We start from the raw sequence: 18171 nt of genomic DNA, 5'->3' as shown, positions 1-18171 counted from the left end.
GGTATTTTATGAACCTTTATGCCGGTTTTGATGAAGCAGGCAGGGGGCCTCTTGCCGGTCCTGTAAGTGCTGCCTGTGTTATATTGCCAGAAGATTTTCCTGTAGAAATACTTAATGACAGTAAAAAACTTTCAGAAAAAAAGCGTCAGGCTGCAGAAGCAGTTATTAAAGAAAAGGCCTGCTGGGGTATAGGTCTTATTAATCACGAAGAAATAGATAAAATTAATATTTTAAATGCCAGCCTTAAAGCCATGCAGCTTGCCTATAAAATGATGCTGATAAAACTTCCTGAATGGTGTAAAAAGAATTCAATTCAGATGCCTTCAGAAAAAGAAATACTTGCTGTAACTGATGGTACTTTTGTTCCTGATGTTGAATGTACTGTAAGGTGTGAACCTAAGGCAGACGGAAAATATCCTTACGTAATGGCTGCCAGTATTCTTGCAAAGACCTGCCGTGATGCAATAATGATGGATTATGACAAGCTTTATCCGGAATATGGTTATGCAAAACACAAGGGATATCCTACACCTGCCCATAAACAAATATGCCGCCAGATAGGACCTTCTCCCATCCAGCGGCTTTCATTCAAATACTAAAGCTTTTTAAGGGCTTTTATTAGTATTCTGTTTTTTCTGAATCAGCGCTTCTTTTAGAAGTAATGTGGATTACTTTTCCTGTGCGCTTGATTCCATCATCCTTTTTTTCTGCTCTTTTTTCTGCAACAAGACGGCTTTCTCCCTTACGGCGGTAAACCTTCTTTGCTGTTTTTTCTGCTTCTGCTCCATCAGGATTGAATTTAGCAGCCTTGGCAGCCTTTTTTTCTGCCCTGAGTTTTGCTCTTTCTTTCTTTACTTTGTCGATGTAAGTAAGAGATTCATCAAGTCCCTTAAAAAAGTCCTTCATGTCATCTGCAAATACAACGATGTCACGACGTTCTTCTCCGTCTTTAATTTTGCTTTCTACGATCTGGAGGAAGATGTCTCCGTTACGATTTTCCTTCACATTAAAGTAATAGCTTCTGTTATCAAGATTTACCTGATTTGTAAAAAGTTCTCCTCTGATAGCCATTTTACTGTCCTTCCCTAAAGATAAGATGATTTAATAAAACGTGCAGAAATGCACCCGACTTGGGCTAATATAGCAGATTGCACTTTTAATATCAAGTGAATAATTTTACGATTTCTTCCAGAGCCTGATAGAGCTGGTCAATGTCCTGCTGACTGCACTTTGAATCAAAACTGAACCTAACGGCACTTTCCTTTTCTTTTGCACTCAGCTGCATTGTATCAAGGACAGGACGGCCTGCATGATTTGAAGAACAGGCACTTCCAGTAGAAATATAAAAGCCTTTTTCACTTAAAGCCCTTTCCATTACCTGTCCCGGTATCCCTGCAAAAGAAGCCTGGAGAACATAAGGAGAAAACTTGTGGCTGTCTCCTTCCTGACCCCTGCAGTGGGGAATAATAGTGCAGTTTTTAAAGCTGCTTATTTTACGTATAAACGAAGAAGTTATTACTTCCTGATTCTTAAGGGCTTCCATTGTCTGAGGATTTTTTTGAGACAGATGGTATTTTTTAAGACAAAGGGCCAGGGCCTTTGCGCCAAAGAGATTTTCTGTTCCTGAGCGAACGGATTTTTCCTGACCGCCCCCTTTTAAAAAGGAGTTGATTTCCCTGTTAAGGTAAAGAAGACCGATTCCCCTTGGACCGTGAATTTTATGACCGCTAAAGGCAGCAGAATCAATGCCCTTATGGTTTAAGTCAAAAGGAATCTTGCCTGCAGCCTGGACACAGTCTACATGAAAGAAAACTTTTCTGTGATTAGCAGAGTACTCACTTAAAGCATCTGCTATTCCTTCAATATCCTGAACCGCACCGGTTTCGTTATTAACAGCCATTACCGTTACAAAAACCGTATCATCCTGAAGGGCATTTATAATACTTTCCGGCTGAATAAAGCCGTTTTTATCCGGATTAACCGTAATTGTCTTCCATCCTGTATTTGTCATCATCTTAGACATTTCCCTAAGGGCAGGATGTTCTATAGCACTTACAATAACACTGCCTTTTTGAGGACGGGATAATACTGAGAGAAGGGGAATATGGTCACTTTCTGTACCGCCGGAAGTAAAAAATAAAGTCTGAGGCTTTACTCCCAGGGCAGCTGCACATTCTGAACGGCAGGCTTCCAGAGCTTTTTTTGCATCAGAGCCGGCTGCATGAATACTGGATGGATTGGCCCAGTGTTGAAGGGAATATTCTAAAGCTTCCCTTAAAATATCTGCATCAGGAAAACTTGTTGCTGCGCTGTCAAAATAGTGTTCTCTGCTAAACATTTTATGCCTTCAGTACCTTAAGAATGTCAGAATCTGATACTTCCTTTATAAGGGTATCCTGAAAATCTTTTTGAATGATTACCCTTACAGAGGATGAATTATTTTTCTTGTCCTTGTGCATGGCTTTAAGAAGTTCTTCAGTTTTATCTGCAGAAAGGCAGGATGGAATGCTTTTTGTATCATAACCGTAGGAAGCAAGGATAGACTTGCATTCATCAGCATATTCTTTTGTACAAAGGCCAAGGTTAAAGGCAAGGTCTGCAGCTCTGGCACTTCCCCAGGCAACTCCTTCACCGTGAGTAACGGAACCTAAACCTGCTACTGATTCCAGGGCATGACCAAAAGTATGGCCCAGGTTAAGAAAAGCCCTTCTTCCTTTTTCCTTAAAATCTTCATATACAACAGAGGCTTTTGCCTTGGCACATTCAGATATAAGGCGGTTTACAATAACAGGATCCCTTTTAAGTACTTCTTCTTTTTTTTCTTTAAAGAGCTTTGTCATTTCCGGAGAAAAGAGGAAGGCTGTTTTAATGGCTTCTGCCAGACCGGATATATATTCCTTTTGAGGGAGATTTTCTATAAAACTGCTGAATACATGAAGGGCTCTTGCAGGATAAAAGGCACCAATCATATTTTTATAGGAATCAAAGTCACAGCCGGTTTTGCCTCCGATTGCTGCATCAACATCAGCAAGAAGGGTGGTAGGTACAAATTCAACTTCAATACCTCTTTTAAACATGCTGGCAGCAAAACCTGTCATGTCACAAAGAACACCCCCTCCAATAGAAATAAAAAGGGAGTTTCTGTTAAAGTCTGCATCAAGGGCTGTACTTACTATTTTAAGGACGTTCTGTATTGTTTTAAAGGATTCCCCTGGTCCAAGAATCAGGAGACAGTCATTGCCTGCTGAATAGGTGCTGTCAATTTTAATGGAAGAAATGTCCTCTGCTTTCATAAAGTGACAAAGAAAAGATTTCATGCAGCTCAGTCCGGCAATATTTGTGTCGGTAACAAAAAGCCTTTTAATGCTGTTTTCTTCCTGATTAAAGTAAATGGAGGTTAAATCAGCTTCTCCAGAATAAAAATGGATTGTACTTTTATCAAAACCTGAAGTTTCCGGATATTTTAAAACGAAAGTATCTGTTTCTTTTACACTCATGTATTGAGTTTAATAATTTTTGCCTTCCATTGCAACGAGGTCATCAATTACCTTGTTAAGTCTGGTAAGTTCCCGGTCAAGAATTTTCTGATAGTTAAGGCTGCCTGTAGAAACTCTTTCCCTTTCATCTTCCCAGTTCTGTATGCCGGTAAGTATAAGAAACCTGAATTTTCCAGTATTTGCCTTTTCTGCCCAGATTTTTGCTTCTTCCCAGTAGGTATAGCAGATGGTGTAGGCTTCTTTTGCTGTTTTAAGGTTTCTCAGATATTCATCTTTATATGGAGCATCGTAAAAATATGCTGCACTTTTATCGTAAATACGGCCCAGACGCAGGTGCTGTTCAATGAGCTTAAGGTTTATATGGAGCATAAAGAGATAACGGTATTTTTCCCATTCTTCTTCATTGGTGATTTTTGTGCAGGCATAAAGAGGGTTTGCAAAGTCTGCCTTTACTGCCTGTTCCAGCCAGTAGATGTTTTCAAGGCAGTCATCGGAATTTTGTCCGTAGTGAACATGGTAGAGTTTAAGATAATCTTCCTTATATTTGCATATCCATGCAGGAGAACTTGCTGCAGTAAAAAAAAGCAGGGCCAGAAGCATGAATATTTTAAGAACCTTCTTCATGCTTCTAGTATCGGCATTTAAGTCTTTCTCTATTAGCTGCAAATTAAAGGATGGCTTTTATTTCTTTTTGAATCAGGGCTGCAATTTCTTCTTTTGAAAGGCAGGCATCAATAATAACGGTTTTCATGCCTTCTTTTTTGCCGGACAGGGCATATTCATCAATAACACGGCGGTATTCATTTACAGTTTTAGTAAGAAAATCTTCCTTTTCGTATATTTCCCTTTCTCCCCTGGAATCAACCCTTTTTAAGGCATCTTTTGCTTCTATGTCAAAGTAAAAGAGAAGCTGGGGCAGGGGAAATCCGCTGTTAAGTCTGACAGGCAGTTCCTTAGGGCAGTCTATGCTCTGGTATGCAAGGCTTGAGAAAAAATATCTGTCGCTGATTACGATTTTTCCTGACAGACAGGCATTTTTGATTCCGCTTATAAGGGTTGAGCCTTCTGTAATAAGGTCTCCGTTTACATGCTGGTTTCTGTCGGCTGCAAAAAGGTAGGCTGAAGTTTCGTTTGTAATTTTAAAGTCACCTTTGAGCATCTGGCGTAAAAAAAGGCCGGTTGGTGCTTTTGACGGTTCTGCAGTGTATAAAAAATCCCTGCTTTCCGGCATTTCTTTAAGGAGATTAAGCTGGGTTGTGGTTCCGGCTCCGTCTATTCCTTCAAATACGATAAAATTCTTCAGCAGCATCTTATTGTTCCCCCTGTATAAACTTCTTCATTATTTTAGCGATAGATGATAAAATTGCAACGGCGTACTTTAAATGAAAAAAAAGGTAATTTTACGGACTATTACCGGAACACTTCTATTCATTCTCATACTTACGGCTGTATTTTTTATGCTCCGGCCTTTTTACAGGGCAATTAATTCCACATTCAATAAGTACGAAAAAAACTTTAATGACTATCTGTCTCAAAAAACCGGTCTCCTTTTAAAATACGAATCCATGTCTCCTTCCATTCTTACAGGAATCCGCATTCGGGGAATATCTGTGTGCGATGTAAGTACAGGAGAAAAAATCCTTACAATTAATAAGATAAATATTAATTACAGTATCAGGGAATTTTTACGTAAGGATCTGGAACATGCCTTTACAGAGTTGTCCATTCTGGATGTAGACTTTGATTATGACAGCCAGAAATGCAGTAACGTGCAGAACAAGATTCAGACTCTTATAGCAGACATGCAGGAAGAAGATCAGGATGATGCCTTTATTTCCCACAGTCTTAGAAAAAGTATAAAGGATATCCTCTTCAGGCTTCCTTTTGATGTAGATGTGCGTAACGTAAACTTTCACTGTTCCATAGACGGGGATGATTACTATGCAAAAATTAATGAAGCCCAGATTAAAAAGAATAAGGCCGGCTCTTCCCTTACAGGTACTCTTTCCGGTAATGCCAGCAGCAAACTTAAGATGATGGGATATAAAAGGGCAGGCTTTACTGTAGATATGAAGGGAGAATTGCAGAATCAGATTGACGGCAGCTCCCTTCTTGTTTCTCTGGATAATCTTCCTTCTGCTTCTTATTCCCTCAGGGATCTGTCTGTTCTTGCAACCTATGCATCCGGAAAAATAAATGTCCGTACAGTTCAGTATAATCTTCCATATAACCTTTTTGCTTCAGTGGATGCAGACAGCGGTAATCTTGATGCAGAATTCCGTAGTACGGAACTTAATCCTTTTAAAATGGTAAAGATTCCTTCTACGGAGGAGGAGCTGCTTCAGTGGAACGGTTCAAGGCTTACTACGGCAACAAGCCTTCATGCAGGTCTTTTAAGTGGTGAACTTGACTGGAAGAGTAAAACTTCCTTTATCTTTTCAAGAAATATTTTTGCTAAAGGGCAGAGCCTGGACTTTGACATAAAGGGTGACTCAAAAAGCGTAAGGCTTAATTATTTTACTGCTGATGGTGAATTTGCCAGCGCAGAATTTGCCGGAACTTTTGATCTTGCAAGAATGCAGCCTAAGGGATCAGGTCAGGTTCATTACCTTAACCTTCCTAACGGTAACAGCATTTCCTTTGATCTTTTTGTGGATCCGGCAAAAAATTCCACAGTCTTTTATATTCCGGAATTTAATTTTGGCCAGCGTAAATTTTCATGGCTGGAGCTGGACCTTTATAATAAAAAGAATTCCCTGGAATTTACATTCAATATGAATGATTTCAGTCATGATGATTTTAATCTCCTTTCCAGTAAGCCTTCTTCCTTAAGGATAGACGGAGCCCTGTCCCTGGAAGACGGAGGGGATTTTCAGGCTGTAATATCCGTAAATAATTTCTTTCTTGATGGAATCGTCTCTGCTGCAGGCTGGTTTCTGGATGAAAAGGGATCTGATTCAATTTCTTCCATGGCAGACAGTCTTGAGCCTTACATTATGTCTACTGAAATGTATGTTTCTACAGACTTTAAAACCATTACCTATAACTGTCCTAACGCCCTCTTTGCAAACACAAAGGAAGACCGTCAGTTCGTTATCCTTTCTTTTGACGGTACGGAACGCTCCCTTCATGTTAGTCAGGCAGGTCTTAACTATGGTTCCAATTCCTTTATGGCTGTTCTTAATGCTGAATATTCACCGGAAGATGAGCAGGCTATCTTTCAGTCAGATGTAACTGTAAACAATATTCCATATCAGCTTAACGGTATTTATTCCCTGGGAGAGTGGCTTAACATAAGCGGCAACTATGGCTTTAACCTTGTTGTTAACTTTGACCGTGGTATTTCCGGGGCTGTAGAAATGACTTCCCTTCCTGTAAGTGCAGCAGGCTTTATTTTTGATTTTACAACAGAAATAGCTTTTTCCGTTCCTGAGTCTGATGACTTTTACGTAGAAATCTCAAAGTTTGAAGCAGAAGAGTTTACCGGTAATCTTTCCATGCATCCTAAAGTTTCCTTTATGGGAAAGGCAGACTATTCCGGCCTTGTATTAAACAGCCTTAATTATTCAGATTCCTTTTCTACATTTGAAGGAAGTGCCTATGGTCTCTGGAATATTAACGGAGATGTATTTGATTCCTTTAACACTCAGATTATCCTGAACAATCCTTTAACAAGTGAATCCATTGTTGTAAACGGTTCCTTTACAAATCCCCTTCAGGAAAAGCTTACCATGGATAATCTTATGACAAACTGCTTTTTTAACGCCCAGGCTGATATTACTGATTTTTCTTTAAGACATATTTTTTCTACCCAGCCTGATGATGAAAAGTTTTCTGCCACTGTTACCTTTAGTGGTACTGTAGAAAATCCTTATGTAACGGTAAATCTTTCTAATTTCTCCATGCAGGTTGCCGGGGCACCACTTTTCCTTAAAGGAAGTGCAGCATATATGGAAGAAAATATTAGTGTTCCGGATTTTTCTGCCAGCTGGACGGATTTTTCTATGAAAAACTTTTCCGGTTTCTTTAATCTTAAGGACTTTGACGGTAATGCGCAGTGTGTACTGGATGCTGTCTTTGGTGATCAGACTTTAAATGTTCCCCTTACCATGAAGGCAGAAAATCTTTCTCCTTTTGAAAACGATGGTGGCTTTCTTCCTGAATCCTTTGCCCTTGAAATTGACTGTGAACAGCCTGGTGGAACTTTAGGTAAGGATGCACCGCCCCTTCATTTTTCTATAATCAGGTCTCCTGGCCGTATAGACGTAATGACCAACGAATACCTGGGAGCCTATGGCGAATATCTGGATGACGGAACCCTTAACTTTTCTATCCTGGATGATAAGCCTATTCATTTTGATGCTTCCGGCAGCTTTAAGGATATGATAGTAGACCTTAACGTCAGCAATATTTATGTTGACGTTAAAAAAGTTTCATTCCTTTTTAATTCCAACGGATTCTATGTACATGATGGAATTGTTTCCGGTCAGCTGAATCTTTCCGGACTCCTGACAGATCCTAATCTTGATGGTGAAGCTCTTGTAGAAAATATAGACTTTAACTTTCCTGATTATGTTCCTGAACATTTTACAGCTGCTCCTCTTCTTATTCAGATTACCCAGGACGAAATTGAACTCCCTGAATCCCTCTTTAAAGTAAAGAAGGGACTTTTAAACGGAAGTGTAAAACTCAGTCTTGACCGCTGGAAGATAGAATGTTTTGAAGTAAATGTAAGGACAGAAAAAAATAAGGATATTCCTTTTGACGTTAAGATTCCTACCCTAAGGGTTACGGGGCAGGCCAGTGGAAACGGTTCCATGGTCTGGGAAGGTGATGATATTACCATAGACGGAGATTTTACAGTCCATGATACCAAGGCTAATGTTATTACCAATACAGGTATGCCTTTAATAGATTTTTCCCAGCCGACACAGGCAGATATAGAATTTGAAGAATGGTTTAATACCCTTAGTTTTTATATTGATGCAAAAGTCCGTATTGCCCAGAAGGTAGAGGTAGAAGTAAAGCCGTTTATCAGAACCCTTATAGCTCCTAATACGGATCTTTACCTTACTATGGATACGGATGCAGGTTTATGGAGCCTTAAGGGAGATGTTGTCTTAAGGGGAGGAGAGGTATCTTACCTTAACAGAAACTTCTATCTTAAAGAGGGAAGTATAAGCCTTAATGAAAATCAGTCTAATTTTGACCCTCTGGTTACTTTAAGGGGACAGATAAACGAGCGTGATGCTACAGGAGACCCGGTTCTTATAACCATGTCTGCCATAAAGCAGCATGTTTCTGAATTTGACCCGGTCCTTTCTTCTTCTCCTGCCAAGTCAGAAGCTGAACTTATGGAAATTTTAGGTCAGATTATTTCCGGAGACAGTTCATCTGCCTCAGAAATGCTTGTAAGTGGTCTGGATTATAGTGTTCAGGTTACATTTATGAGGCAGCTTGAAGGTGCGTTGCGTGATTTGTGCAATTTTGATATATTCTCTGTTCGTACAACCCTTGTTCAGAATTCCATTAAACAGGGATTCAACATGAACAGTGAAACCGAAAAAGGGGCTCTGATAAGTAACTTATTTGATAATACGACTGTTTATATTGGTAAATACTTTGGAAGCAATATTTATGTTGATGCCATGATGAACTGGACGTATGACGAAAATAAAAATACGACCGGCGATGAATTCTCTGGAGGGCTTGTTTTTCATCCTGAGATGGGTCTTGAACTTGAGTCACCGTTTGCAAATATCCGCTGGAGTTTTGCTCCTGATATGGAAAGTTTGCAGCAGACCTGGGTTCAGTCAACATCTATTACGCTTTCATGGCGGTTTAATTTTTAATTTAAGAGGAAGTTTATGCGCTTCAGGCACAGTTTCATTGCAGCATTAGTTGTTTTGGCAAGTTTTTTTACATTACCAGCTTTTTCCCAGGAGGAAGAGTGGTATTACGATAAACCAGTAAAATCCATAACGTTTAAAAACCTTAAAAATATAAAAGAGAAGGACCTTGAAGGTATTACAAGTTCCTATATCGATAAAAACTGTAATGATGAACTCATTGTTGAACTTTACGGCAAGATGTTTGCCCTGGAATATTTTCAGGATGTTTCCATTCAGGCTCAGCCGGGAAAAGACAAGGGTAAGTCTGTAAACCTTGTAATTTCCGTAATTGAACTTCCTGTAGTAAACAAGATTTACTTTAAGGGTAATTCTGACCTTCACAACAGTGAACTTAAAGAGGTTATTTCCCTTAAGGAAAAAGATGTATTTAATGAATCAAAACTTTACATCGATGAAAGGTCTGTAAGAAATCACTACATTGATTCAGGTTATAACGAGGCTGTTGTAAAGGTTTCTAAAGAAGAAACTGCCGAAGGTGTAAATGTATTCTTCCAGATTAGTGAAGGAAATAAAACAGTTGTAAAGGAAATTAAGTTCAACGGAAATGTTGTAGTTACTGCAAAGACCCTTAAGAGTAAGATTTCCTTAAAGGAAGCCGGTCTTTTTAGTGAAGGAGCTTTTCAGGAATCAGCTCTTACAGCAGATACAAAGGCAATTGTTGAATATTACAAGGACAGGGGTTACGTTGATGCCAGGGTTCTTAATGTAAAACAGGATCATGTCCTTAACAAGAAAAAGCAGCGTGAAGAAATCTACCTTACTTTTGAAATTCAGGAAGGTTCCCAGTATACATTTGGTGGAATAACCTTTACAGGAAACAAGGTTTTTTCTACTGATACCCTTAATGAACTGGTTTACCTTAAAACCGGAGATATTTACAAGGAATCCCGCTTTTTAAGGACAAGATGGGCTGTTCAGAATCTTTATTACGAAAACGGCTATACTTCCAATCAGTTTGTTCCGGAAGTAAATAAGGATACAGATAATAAAGTAATTTCTTATATATTCCGCATTTATGAAAATCCAAGAAGCCATGTTGAACATGTAATTATCAACGGAAATACAAAAACAAAGGATTATGTTATCCGCCGTGAAATTCCTCTTGAACCAGGTGATATTTTTTCAAATGCAAAAATCATGACTGCTTTCAGGAGTCTTAATAACCTGCAGTATTTTTCTTCCGTTCAGCCGGATGTTCAGCAGGGCTCAGAAAGTGATCTTGTAGACATTATCTTTAACGTAGAAGAGCAGGGTACAACCCAGCTTGACTTTGGTTTTACCTTCAGCGGTATGAGTGACCCTGATGCTTTCCCTGTAGCCCTTTATGCAAAAATACAGAATTCCAACGTCTTTGGAGAAGGCCGTACCCTTTCTCTGGGAACAACCCTTTCTACAACAGAGCAGTCGGTTAACCTGGGATACGGACAGAGCTGGCTTTTTGGCAAGCCTATAAGTGTAGGATTTAATATCGGTTATTCTCATTCTACAAACTATGCCCTCAGAAACTTCTTTGATTATTATTCCGGCACTATTAATGATGATAATTACTATATGGAATATGAGCAGCATGAATTCAGCCTTGGTACATCACTGGGATACCGCTGGGTTAAGGACTACGGAACCTTTGCCCTTAAGGGTGGTGTTACAGGAAGTATCATAGACAATATTTATGATGATGAAGCTTTTGTACCATACGATTCATCTATAAGTCAGTACTGTGATAACTGGGAACCTAAAAACTCAGTATGGTCTTCTTTCTCATTTGATGCCCGTGACTCTTCTTATGATCCTTCTACAGGATGGTTTGGAAGTCAGCGTCTTGCCTGGTACGGACTTTTGCCACAGGGCTTCCTTCCTTTTGCACCTGACTGGGGAGAAAAGGAATTCTATCTTCGTACTGATACCAAGCTTGAACGTTATTTTACCCTTCTTAATCTTCCAGTCAGCGAAACCTGGAACTTTAAGCTTGTACTTATGGGCTACACAGGACTTTCAATGCAGTTTCCTTTCTTTGATTCTTCAATTAAGAGGTCTAATCAGCTTTATATTGACGGTATGTTTAACGGCCGCGGCTGGGAAATCTACAACACTGATGCCGGAAGAGGCTGTACAGTATGGAGCAACTACCTTGAACTTCGTATGCCTTTAGTACCTGGAGTTCTTGCAATAGACGGCTTCTTTGATGCAATTGCAATTAAAGATTCTGTAGATGATTTCTTTAATAATCTTTGTGAAGATGACTGGTATTACAGTTTTGGACCAAGCATCCGCTTTACTATTCCACAGCTTCCTATCAGGCTTCTTTTTGCAAACACATTTAAGGTAGAAAACGGTGAAGTTGTATGGTGTGACCAGGACGGTGACCCTAATTCAAATAAATGGTATAGTAATTTCCACTTTAAGTTCTCATTCACTAATATTAACTATTAGTCCGGGGGTAATATGAAATCTTTAAGAAAGTATTTTATTGTTCTTGGCCTGACACTTATATGTTCAGCTTCAGGTCTTTTTGCTCAGCAGATTACAAAATTTGCCGTAGTTGATACAGCCCGTGTATATCAGGCTTACTACAGGGATTCTTCTTCTGTACGTAATTATGAAAGTAAAAAAGCTGAGTTCCAGAAAGAAATCAATAAGCTTGTTTCTGAAATCCAGGGTCTTCATGATAAAAAACTTGAATATCAGCGTGCAGGTAAAGATTCTGATGCCCTTAAGGTAGAACAGCAGATTACTAAAAAAACTGAATACCTCAATGAGTATACAAATGCAAAGAATATGGAACTTAAAACTCTTGAGACTTCCCTTCAGAATAATAATGAATTTTACAAAAAGCTCTACAGCACTCTTGAAAGGGTTGCAGAAACCGGAGGCTACAGTATGATTCTCAGTCTTCAGCAGAATAATGCCATTCTCTGGTACAGTCCTTCTGTTGATGTTACTGACGAAGTTATTTCCCGTTTAGGAATAAGCGGCGAGTAGAATGGCTGATGAAATCACTCCTCTTTTCGCCCAGTACCTTGGAATAAAACAGCAGCATCCTGGTGAAGTTTTATTTTTCAGACTGGGCGATTTTTATGAAATGTTCAACGAAGATGCCGTTGAAGTTTCACGTCTCTTAAATCTTACCCTTACTCACAGGGGCACTAATCCTATGTGTGGTATTCCTTATCATGCAGCAAAGATTTATATTGCCAGACTTCTTCGTCTTGGAAAAAAAATTGCTATTGCAGAACAGGTAGGGGATATTCCGGCTCCTGGTAAAGGACTTACAGAAAGAAAAGTTATAGAAATAATTACCCCGGGTACTGCCGTAGAAAGCGAATACCTGGACGGCGGTATAAATAATTTTCTCGCTTCCCTTTGTGTTCACGGGAAAAAAACAGCTTTTTCTTTTATTGATGTTACAACCGGAGAGTTTAAGGCAACTTCCTTTGATACATCTTCCCTTGGGGAAAATTTTCCAAAAGAACTGGGACGCTGCAATCCAAGGGAACTTATTCTTCCTGAAAGTCTCAGAAGCAACAGAGTAATTCAGGATACAATAGCTTTGTTTGATTCAATGGCAGTAAGTTATTATCCTGACTGGAACTTTAGTCTTGAAAGCGGATACTCCAGGCTTACGGAACAGTTTGGAACTGCAAATTTAAGGTCTTTTTCCCTTACAGAAACATCTGTAGAAGTAATGAGTGCAGGTTTTCTTCTGGACTATGTTTCAAAAACAACTAATGCAGCTTCTCCTCATATAAAATCCATACAGCTTTATAATGACTGCGAATATGTGGTTATGGATGATTCATCCCGCCGTAATCTGGAAATAACTCAGAACTTAAGGGATGGAACAAGTCAGTATTCCCTTCTTGAGTGTGTAAATTATACCCGTACAGCTATGGGCAGCCGCATGATGAGGGAATGGCTTACTTTTGCCCTGACTGATGTAAAGGCAATAAATGCCCGTCAGGATCACGTAGAACTTTTTGTAAAGGACAGGACCCTTCTTCGTCGTGTAAGGGATGAACTGGATGGAATCCTTGACGTAGAAAGACTTGCCTGCAGAATCGCAATGGATAAGGCTCACGGTAAGGACCTTCAGGCTTTACGTTCAAGTCTTGCTTTGTGGCTTAACATTCAGGGAATTCTTGGTGAATGCAACTTTGCAGTAATGGAGCAGAATACTGCTTTATCAATAATTAACCTTATAGAGAATTCCATTCTTGAAGATCCGGCAACAAGTCTTACAGATGGCGGTATTATAAAAAGCGGCTGGTCTCAGGAACTGGATCACTGGCGTCAGGTTCATGATAACTTTAATCAGGTTCTTGAAGACTATGCAGAAGAAGAAAGAAATTCCACAGGCATTCAGAACCTTAAGATTAAAAAGAGCGGCAACATGGGTTACTTTATAGAAGTAAGCAAGGGTAAGCTGGATAAGGTCCCTTCTCATTTTATAATGCGCCGTACCCTGGTGAATGCAGACCGATATACAACAGAAAAGCTTCAGGAACTGGAGTCAAACCTTAATGAATCTGATACAAAAATTCTGGAACTGGAAAGGGATCTTTTTCTTGAAGTAAGAAATAAGCTTAAGGAATATGTACCTTATCTTCAGCAGACAGCCAGGGAAATCGCCTATGCTGATGTTACTTCTTCTTTTGCAGAAGCAGCTGTCCGTCAAAACTGGGTAAGGCCCCTTCTTGATACAGGGAATATTTTTGATGTAAGGGATGGCCGCCATCCTGTTGTAGAAGCTCATATTCCACAGGGTGAATTTGTACCTAATAATCTTTCCTTATGTTCTGAAGACGGATGTACATTTGCCTTGATTACCGGTCCTAATATGGCAGGTAAAAGTACTTTCTTAAGACAGAATGCCCTTATAAGCCTTCTTGCTCAGACAGGAAGTTACGTTCCTGCTTCTTATGCCCATATGGGGATTGTAGACAGGATTTTCTGCAGGGTAGGAGCCAGCGACAATCTTGCCAAGGGTGAATCAACCTTTCTTGTAGAAATGACTGAAACTGCCCGTATTTTAAGAAGCGCTACGGAAAAATCACTGGTAATTATGGACGAAGTTGGCCGTGGTACAAGTACGGAAGACGGTCTTTCCATAGCCTGGGCTGTAAGCGAATATCTTCTTGAAAGAATAAAGTGCAAGACTCTTTTTGCTACCCATTATCATGAACTTACAAGAATGGAGGCTGCTGCTGCAAAAAAACTCTGCATGGCAGTAGATGAAAGTACAAGTGATGTTGTATTCCTCCGTAAGGTTATTCCAGGTTCAAGCCAGAATTCCTATGGTATTCACGTAGCCCGTCTTGCAGGAGTCCCTGAGGCTGTAATAAAAAGAGCCCAGACTATTCTTGAAAAAATACAGGGAGAAGCAGAAGAAAAGCCTGTAATAAATGCCGGCCAGGTTACTTTTGAGGAAGAAAAGCCTCAGAAAGCCCAGCCTCTTTCCATTACCGGAGGGCTTTTTAGTGATGAAGAACTTATTCTTGATGAAATACTTTCTATAGAAACTGATGCAATGACTCCGATTCAGGCTTTGCAGACTATTGCAAGGTGGAAGCATACTTTATCAGGACGCTGAGATTGTATTATATTCAAATTACAAAGGAGATGAATTATGGATTTTTTACAGCTTGCAAAAGACCGTTATTCCTGCAAAAAATACAGCAGTAAGGTTATTTCAAAGGAAGAGCTTGATTCAATTCTTGAAGCAGGCCGTCTTGCCCCAACAGCAAAGAATCTTCAGGAACAGCGTATTTATGTTCTTCAGAGTCCTGATGCCCTTAAGAAAGTTGATGAAGTAACTCCATGCCGTTACGGCGCAACAACAGTTGTTCTTGTAGCTTTTGATAATAATAATGTTTTTACTTATCCTGGACAGAAGAGGACATCCGGTGCAGAGGATGCTTCTATTGTTGCAACCCACATGATGCTGGCAGCCCAGGCTCTTGGAGTTCAGTCCTGCTGGCTTAATAATTTTGACCCGGAAAAAGTAAGGACAGTTTTTGGCCTTCCAGAAAATGAAGAAGTTCTTATGCTCCTTGACCTTGGATTTGCAGCAGACGGAGCAGGTCCTCTTGCAAACCATAACCTTCGTAAGGCAATCAGCGAGACTGTAAGTTATTTATAAAAATTTTTTTATTTTTTTGCCTGAAAATGGTGTTTTTTGTTGTGGCGATGCAAATATATATATGTGAACAAAGTGATAAAAGCATATGTCTGGCTCGTTACAATTTTACATCGGTTTCTCTCAGGTTTATTGTCCAGTCAGATATGTCCCCGCTGTGGTTCTCCAGGCTCCGGTCTGGTCTTGTGTAAAGACTGTCTGGAACTTTGTGGCATGGAAGTAGAAAGTAATTACCCCAGATGTTCTGTATGCGGAAAACTTCTTTTAAGCGAGAAGGATATCTGCATGGAATGCCGTAAGGAAAGGATTCTGGTAAGTGCAGACGGAGCTTTTCCTCTTTTTTCTTACAGGTTATGGAAGAAAAACCTTCTCTTTATGTGGAAGATGGAAAACTGCAGGCTTTTATCACTTGTTTTTGCCGGATTTGTTTCTCTTGCAATGAAAAAACTTTACCCGGACAAAAATTATCCCATGATTACAGGTGTCCCTCCAAGACCAGGTAAACTACATAAAAAAGGCTGGGATCAGATTAAGGAATTATGCTGGTATCTGAAAAATCTGTATGGATTTAAAACCGGGACTTTTTTAGCAAGGGTTGACAGTGAGCAGCAGAAAAAGCTTGACCGGGCCGGCAGAATTAATAAAAGGGGTTCAAGTTACGTCCTTGCAGAAGACTGCAGCTGTCTTCCGGAAGAGCTTGTCCTTTTAGATGATGTTTACACTACAGGAGTTACGGCAGAAAGCTGTTCTGCTCTTTTAAAGGCTGCAGGAGTAAGGAAAATTCAGGTAATAACCCTCTTTACCGTAGACTGAAGGATTTTTTTTATTCCCTTGTAGTTGTCTGAATGCGATTTGTGTATTAAAATTATAGTAATACAGGAGATTTTAAATGGCCGAAGAAAATACTCAGTTTCAGCTTGTTACTTTTCAACTCGGTGATGAATTGTACGGCGTGGACATTATGGACGTCAAGGAAATCGTAAAGGTACAGCCGGTTCGTCCGATTCCTAATGCTCCATATTATGTAGAAGGAATCATCAATCTTCGCAGTGAAATTATCCCGATTATGAACCTTCATAAGCGTTTTTATATTACAAAGCTTGCTAAGGACTCAGACGGTGATCTTACCGATGATGATGGTGGATTTATCATCCTTGATATTGAAGGTAATAAGATAGGTATTATTATTGACCGTATTGCCAGGGTAGTACCTGTTAATTCAGCAGAAATAAAGGCTCCGCCTCAGATGCTCAGCGGTATTGGTACAGAATATATTCAGGGAGTTGTCCAGCAGGATAATTCCTACCTTATTATTATGGACATCCGTAAGCTCTTTAGTGCAAAAGAACTTCAGAAGATGCTTGGTGATGATTCTGAAGACGAAGAAGAAAAGTAAATCTAAGGGCATCCGGGATAAAAACCGGTTGCCTTGTATTTAAAAATATTTTACTCTTAAAACAGTGAATTCTTACAGATTAAACACTCATATTTTTTAATTAAGGAATATTTTAAAAAATGATACAGACTTATAGTTCCACAATCAGGAGACGGGAAATGGAAGCCGTACTTACCTGTATGGTTGACGAAAAAATCGGTCCTGGAGAAATGACCCTTAGACTTGTACAGACAGCCAAAGAATTAACCGGCTGTGACGGTGCTGTAGCTGTCAGAAGTCCTGCAATTGCCCTTGAATACGTTCTTAAAGCAATAAATCTTGATAAAGACAGTGCTGTTATGATCAGTGCCCTTGCTCCTTACTGGCTTTACGTAACTCTTGAAAAGCTTGGGTATAAGACAATGATTCTTGATGTTCAGGAAGAAAATGCCCTGGTAAGTGTAGAAACCGTAGAAGAAGCAATAAAAAACGGCGGAAGACTTCTTATTTTAAGTGAAACAATGGGAATTCTTCCGGATATAAGGCAGTATCTTGCCCTGGAAATACCTGTAATCGAAGAAATATCTCATTCAGCCCTTTCTTATTATCCTGCTGAATACGAAGAAGAGCAGCCTGAAGCAGATTCTGCACCTGCATCTTCTTCTGATTCAGCAAAGGAAGAGGAAAAAGGCCGCAGGGCAGGTATGTACGGACTGTATGCAATTCTTGGAATGGAAGAGCATGATATTGTAACAGCCGGAGGCGGAGCCCTTGTTATTGCTCCTAAACGCCGTGAATGGAGTCCCCTTAAGGCAATAGCCGACCAGGCTCCTTCTACAGACTTTATGCCTGATATGAATGCAGCCCTGGCTTTTGTTGAACTTAAGGAATTTACCAGAAACGAAAAAGTAAGACAGGAACTCTTTACCCTTTTTTCAAGAGCCGTTATGTCAGGCAGACACAAGACTTTTGTAAGGGGTCAGGATAATAATTCTACTATATACTCATTCCCTCTTGTACTTAATTCCGGTTTTAAAGACGTAAAACTTTATGCCCAGAAAAAAGGAATAGAAGTACGTCAGGCTTTTGAAAACTCTGTAATTGCCTTTAAGCAGGAAGAACTTTCTTCTCAGTGTATTTGTGCCAATTCCCTGCTTTTAAGGTGTGCTCTTTTTCCTTTGTATCCAAGACTGGGTCAGAAGGATGCCTCCCGTATCGTAAAGGTACTTTCTTCGTTACCGTAATAGCGGAGCG

Annotated in this window: 14 protein-coding genes; 9 read left to right on the top strand and 5 right to left on the bottom strand. The window is 39.7% G+C overall.

Features of this window, described 5'->3' with window-relative positions; all coding sequences use genetic code 11:
• Positions 1-8 precede the first annotated feature (8 nt).
• Positions 9-599: a ribonuclease HII gene (locus tag K6D58_RS10660; protein ID WP_296830501.1), complete on the top strand. Its 591-nt coding sequence runs from the start codon at positions 9-11 to the stop codon at positions 597-599.
• Positions 600-618: 19 nt separating this feature from the next.
• Here K6D58_RS10660 and K6D58_RS10655 read toward each other — a convergent pair whose 3' ends face one another.
• The 5 genes from K6D58_RS10655 to tmk form a co-directional block, all read right to left on the bottom strand.
• The gene (locus K6D58_RS10655; protein ID WP_296830500.1) at positions 619-1071 is read right to left on the bottom strand and encodes a DUF3276 family protein; all 453 of its coding nucleotides are present in this window, start codon (positions 1069-1071) and stop codon (positions 619-621) included.
• A 91-nt stretch (positions 1072-1162) separates the two neighbouring features.
• Entirely contained in the window at positions 1163-2338 is a 1176-nt protein-coding gene (locus K6D58_RS10650) for a cysteine desulfurase family protein (protein WP_296830498.1), read from the bottom strand.
• Position 2339: 1 nt separating this feature from the next.
• Complete coding sequence (locus K6D58_RS10645) at positions 2340-3497, bottom strand: 3-dehydroquinate synthase (protein WP_296830496.1); 1158 nt, start codon at positions 3495-3497, stop codon at positions 2340-2342.
• Positions 3498-3506: 9 nt separating this feature from the next.
• Positions 3507-4121, bottom strand: coding sequence for a hypothetical protein (locus K6D58_RS10640; RefSeq protein WP_296830494.1), 615 nt, complete (start codon positions 4119-4121; stop codon positions 3507-3509).
• Between the two features lie 43 nt (positions 4122-4164).
• Positions 4165-4806 carry a dTMP kinase gene (gene tmk / locus K6D58_RS10635; protein WP_296830493.1) on the bottom strand — a complete coding sequence of 214 codons (642 nt, stop codon included), beginning with the start codon at positions 4804-4806 and terminating at the stop codon, positions 4165-4167.
• Between the two features lie 73 nt (positions 4807-4879).
• On the opposite strand from tmk, the gene K6D58_RS10630 reads away from it, so the two are divergent.
• From K6D58_RS10630 to K6D58_RS10595, 8 genes are all read left to right on the top strand, one after another.
• On the top strand, positions 4880-9349 hold the full coding sequence (locus tag K6D58_RS10630; RefSeq protein WP_296830491.1) for a translocation/assembly module TamB domain-containing protein: 4470 nt from the start codon (positions 4880-4882) through the stop codon (positions 9347-9349).
• A 15-nt stretch (positions 9350-9364) separates the two neighbouring features.
• On the top strand, positions 9365-11839 hold the full coding sequence (gene bamA, locus K6D58_RS10625; protein WP_296830489.1) for an outer membrane protein assembly factor BamA: 2475 nt from the start codon (positions 9365-9367) through the stop codon (positions 11837-11839).
• A 12-nt stretch (positions 11840-11851) separates the two neighbouring features.
• Positions 11852-12388: an OmpH/Skp family outer membrane protein gene (locus K6D58_RS10620; RefSeq protein WP_296830487.1), complete on the top strand. Its 537-nt coding sequence runs from the start codon at positions 11852-11854 to the stop codon at positions 12386-12388.
• Between the two features lies 1 nt (position 12389).
• Positions 12390-14996, top strand: coding sequence for a DNA mismatch repair protein MutS (gene mutS, locus K6D58_RS10615; RefSeq protein ID WP_296830485.1), 2607 nt, complete (start codon positions 12390-12392; stop codon positions 14994-14996).
• A gap of 36 nt (positions 14997-15032) precedes the next feature.
• A complete protein-coding gene (locus K6D58_RS10610) occupies positions 15033-15545 on the top strand; it encodes a nitroreductase family protein (RefSeq protein WP_296830483.1) in 513 nt (170 codons plus the stop codon).
• 210 nt (positions 15546-15755) lie between these two features.
• Complete coding sequence (locus K6D58_RS10605) at positions 15756-16355, top strand: ComF family protein (RefSeq protein ID WP_296830481.1); 600 nt, start codon at positions 15756-15758, stop codon at positions 16353-16355.
• Positions 16356-16431: 76 nt separating this feature from the next.
• Positions 16432-16938: a chemotaxis protein CheW gene (locus K6D58_RS10600; protein WP_296830480.1), complete on the top strand. Its 507-nt coding sequence runs from the start codon at positions 16432-16434 to the stop codon at positions 16936-16938.
• Positions 16939-17096: 158 nt separating this feature from the next.
• Complete coding sequence (locus K6D58_RS10595) at positions 17097-18161, top strand: DegT/DnrJ/EryC1/StrS family aminotransferase (RefSeq protein WP_486389762.1); 1065 nt, start codon at positions 17097-17099, stop codon at positions 18159-18161.
• The last annotated feature ends 10 nt before the right edge of the window (positions 18162-18171 follow it).

The organism is Treponema sp., from assembly GCF_024696245.1.
Taxonomy (GTDB): Bacteria; Spirochaetota; Spirochaetia; order Treponematales; family Treponemataceae; genus Treponema_D.
Note: the sequence above shows the minus strand (reverse complement) of the source record. Positions and strands in the feature narration are given on the sequence as shown.

Bases quoted from the DNA above. Each gene is read 5' to 3' on its own strand.
- K6D58_RS10660 (WP_296830501.1), top strand. From the start codon at position 9: ATGAACCTTTATGCCGGTTTTGATGAAGCAGGCAGGGGGCCTCTTGCC.
- K6D58_RS10655 (WP_296830500.1), bottom strand. From the start codon at position 1,071: ATGGCTATCAGAGGAGAACTTTTTACAAATCAGGTAAATCTTGATAAC.
- K6D58_RS10650 (WP_296830498.1), bottom strand. From the start codon at position 2,338: ATGTTTAGCAGAGAACACTATTTTGACAGCGCAGCAACAAGTTTTCCT.
- K6D58_RS10645 (WP_296830496.1), bottom strand. From the start codon at position 3,497: ATGAGTGTAAAAGAAACAGATACTTTCGTTTTAAAATATCCGGAAACT.
- K6D58_RS10640 (WP_296830494.1), bottom strand. From the start codon at position 4,121: ATGAAGAAGGTTCTTAAAATATTCATGCTTCTGGCCCTGCTTTTTTTT.
- tmk (WP_296830493.1), bottom strand. From the start codon at position 4,806: ATGCTGCTGAAGAATTTTATCGTATTTGAAGGAATAGACGGAGCCGGA.
- K6D58_RS10630 (WP_296830491.1), top strand. From the start codon at position 4,880: ATGAAAAAAAAGGTAATTTTACGGACTATTACCGGAACACTTCTATTC.
- bamA (WP_296830489.1), top strand. From the start codon at position 9,365: ATGCGCTTCAGGCACAGTTTCATTGCAGCATTAGTTGTTTTGGCAAGT.
- K6D58_RS10620 (WP_296830487.1), top strand. From the start codon at position 11,852: ATGAAATCTTTAAGAAAGTATTTTATTGTTCTTGGCCTGACACTTATA.
- mutS (WP_296830485.1), top strand. From the start codon at position 12,390: ATGGCTGATGAAATCACTCCTCTTTTCGCCCAGTACCTTGGAATAAAA.
- K6D58_RS10610 (WP_296830483.1), top strand. From the start codon at position 15,033: ATGGATTTTTTACAGCTTGCAAAAGACCGTTATTCCTGCAAAAAATAC.
- K6D58_RS10605 (WP_296830481.1), top strand. From the start codon at position 15,756: ATGGAAGTAGAAAGTAATTACCCCAGATGTTCTGTATGCGGAAAACTT.
- K6D58_RS10600 (WP_296830480.1), top strand. From the start codon at position 16,432: ATGGCCGAAGAAAATACTCAGTTTCAGCTTGTTACTTTTCAACTCGGT.
- K6D58_RS10595 (WP_486389762.1), top strand. From the start codon at position 17,097: ATGGAAGCCGTACTTACCTGTATGGTTGACGAAAAAATCGGTCCTGGA.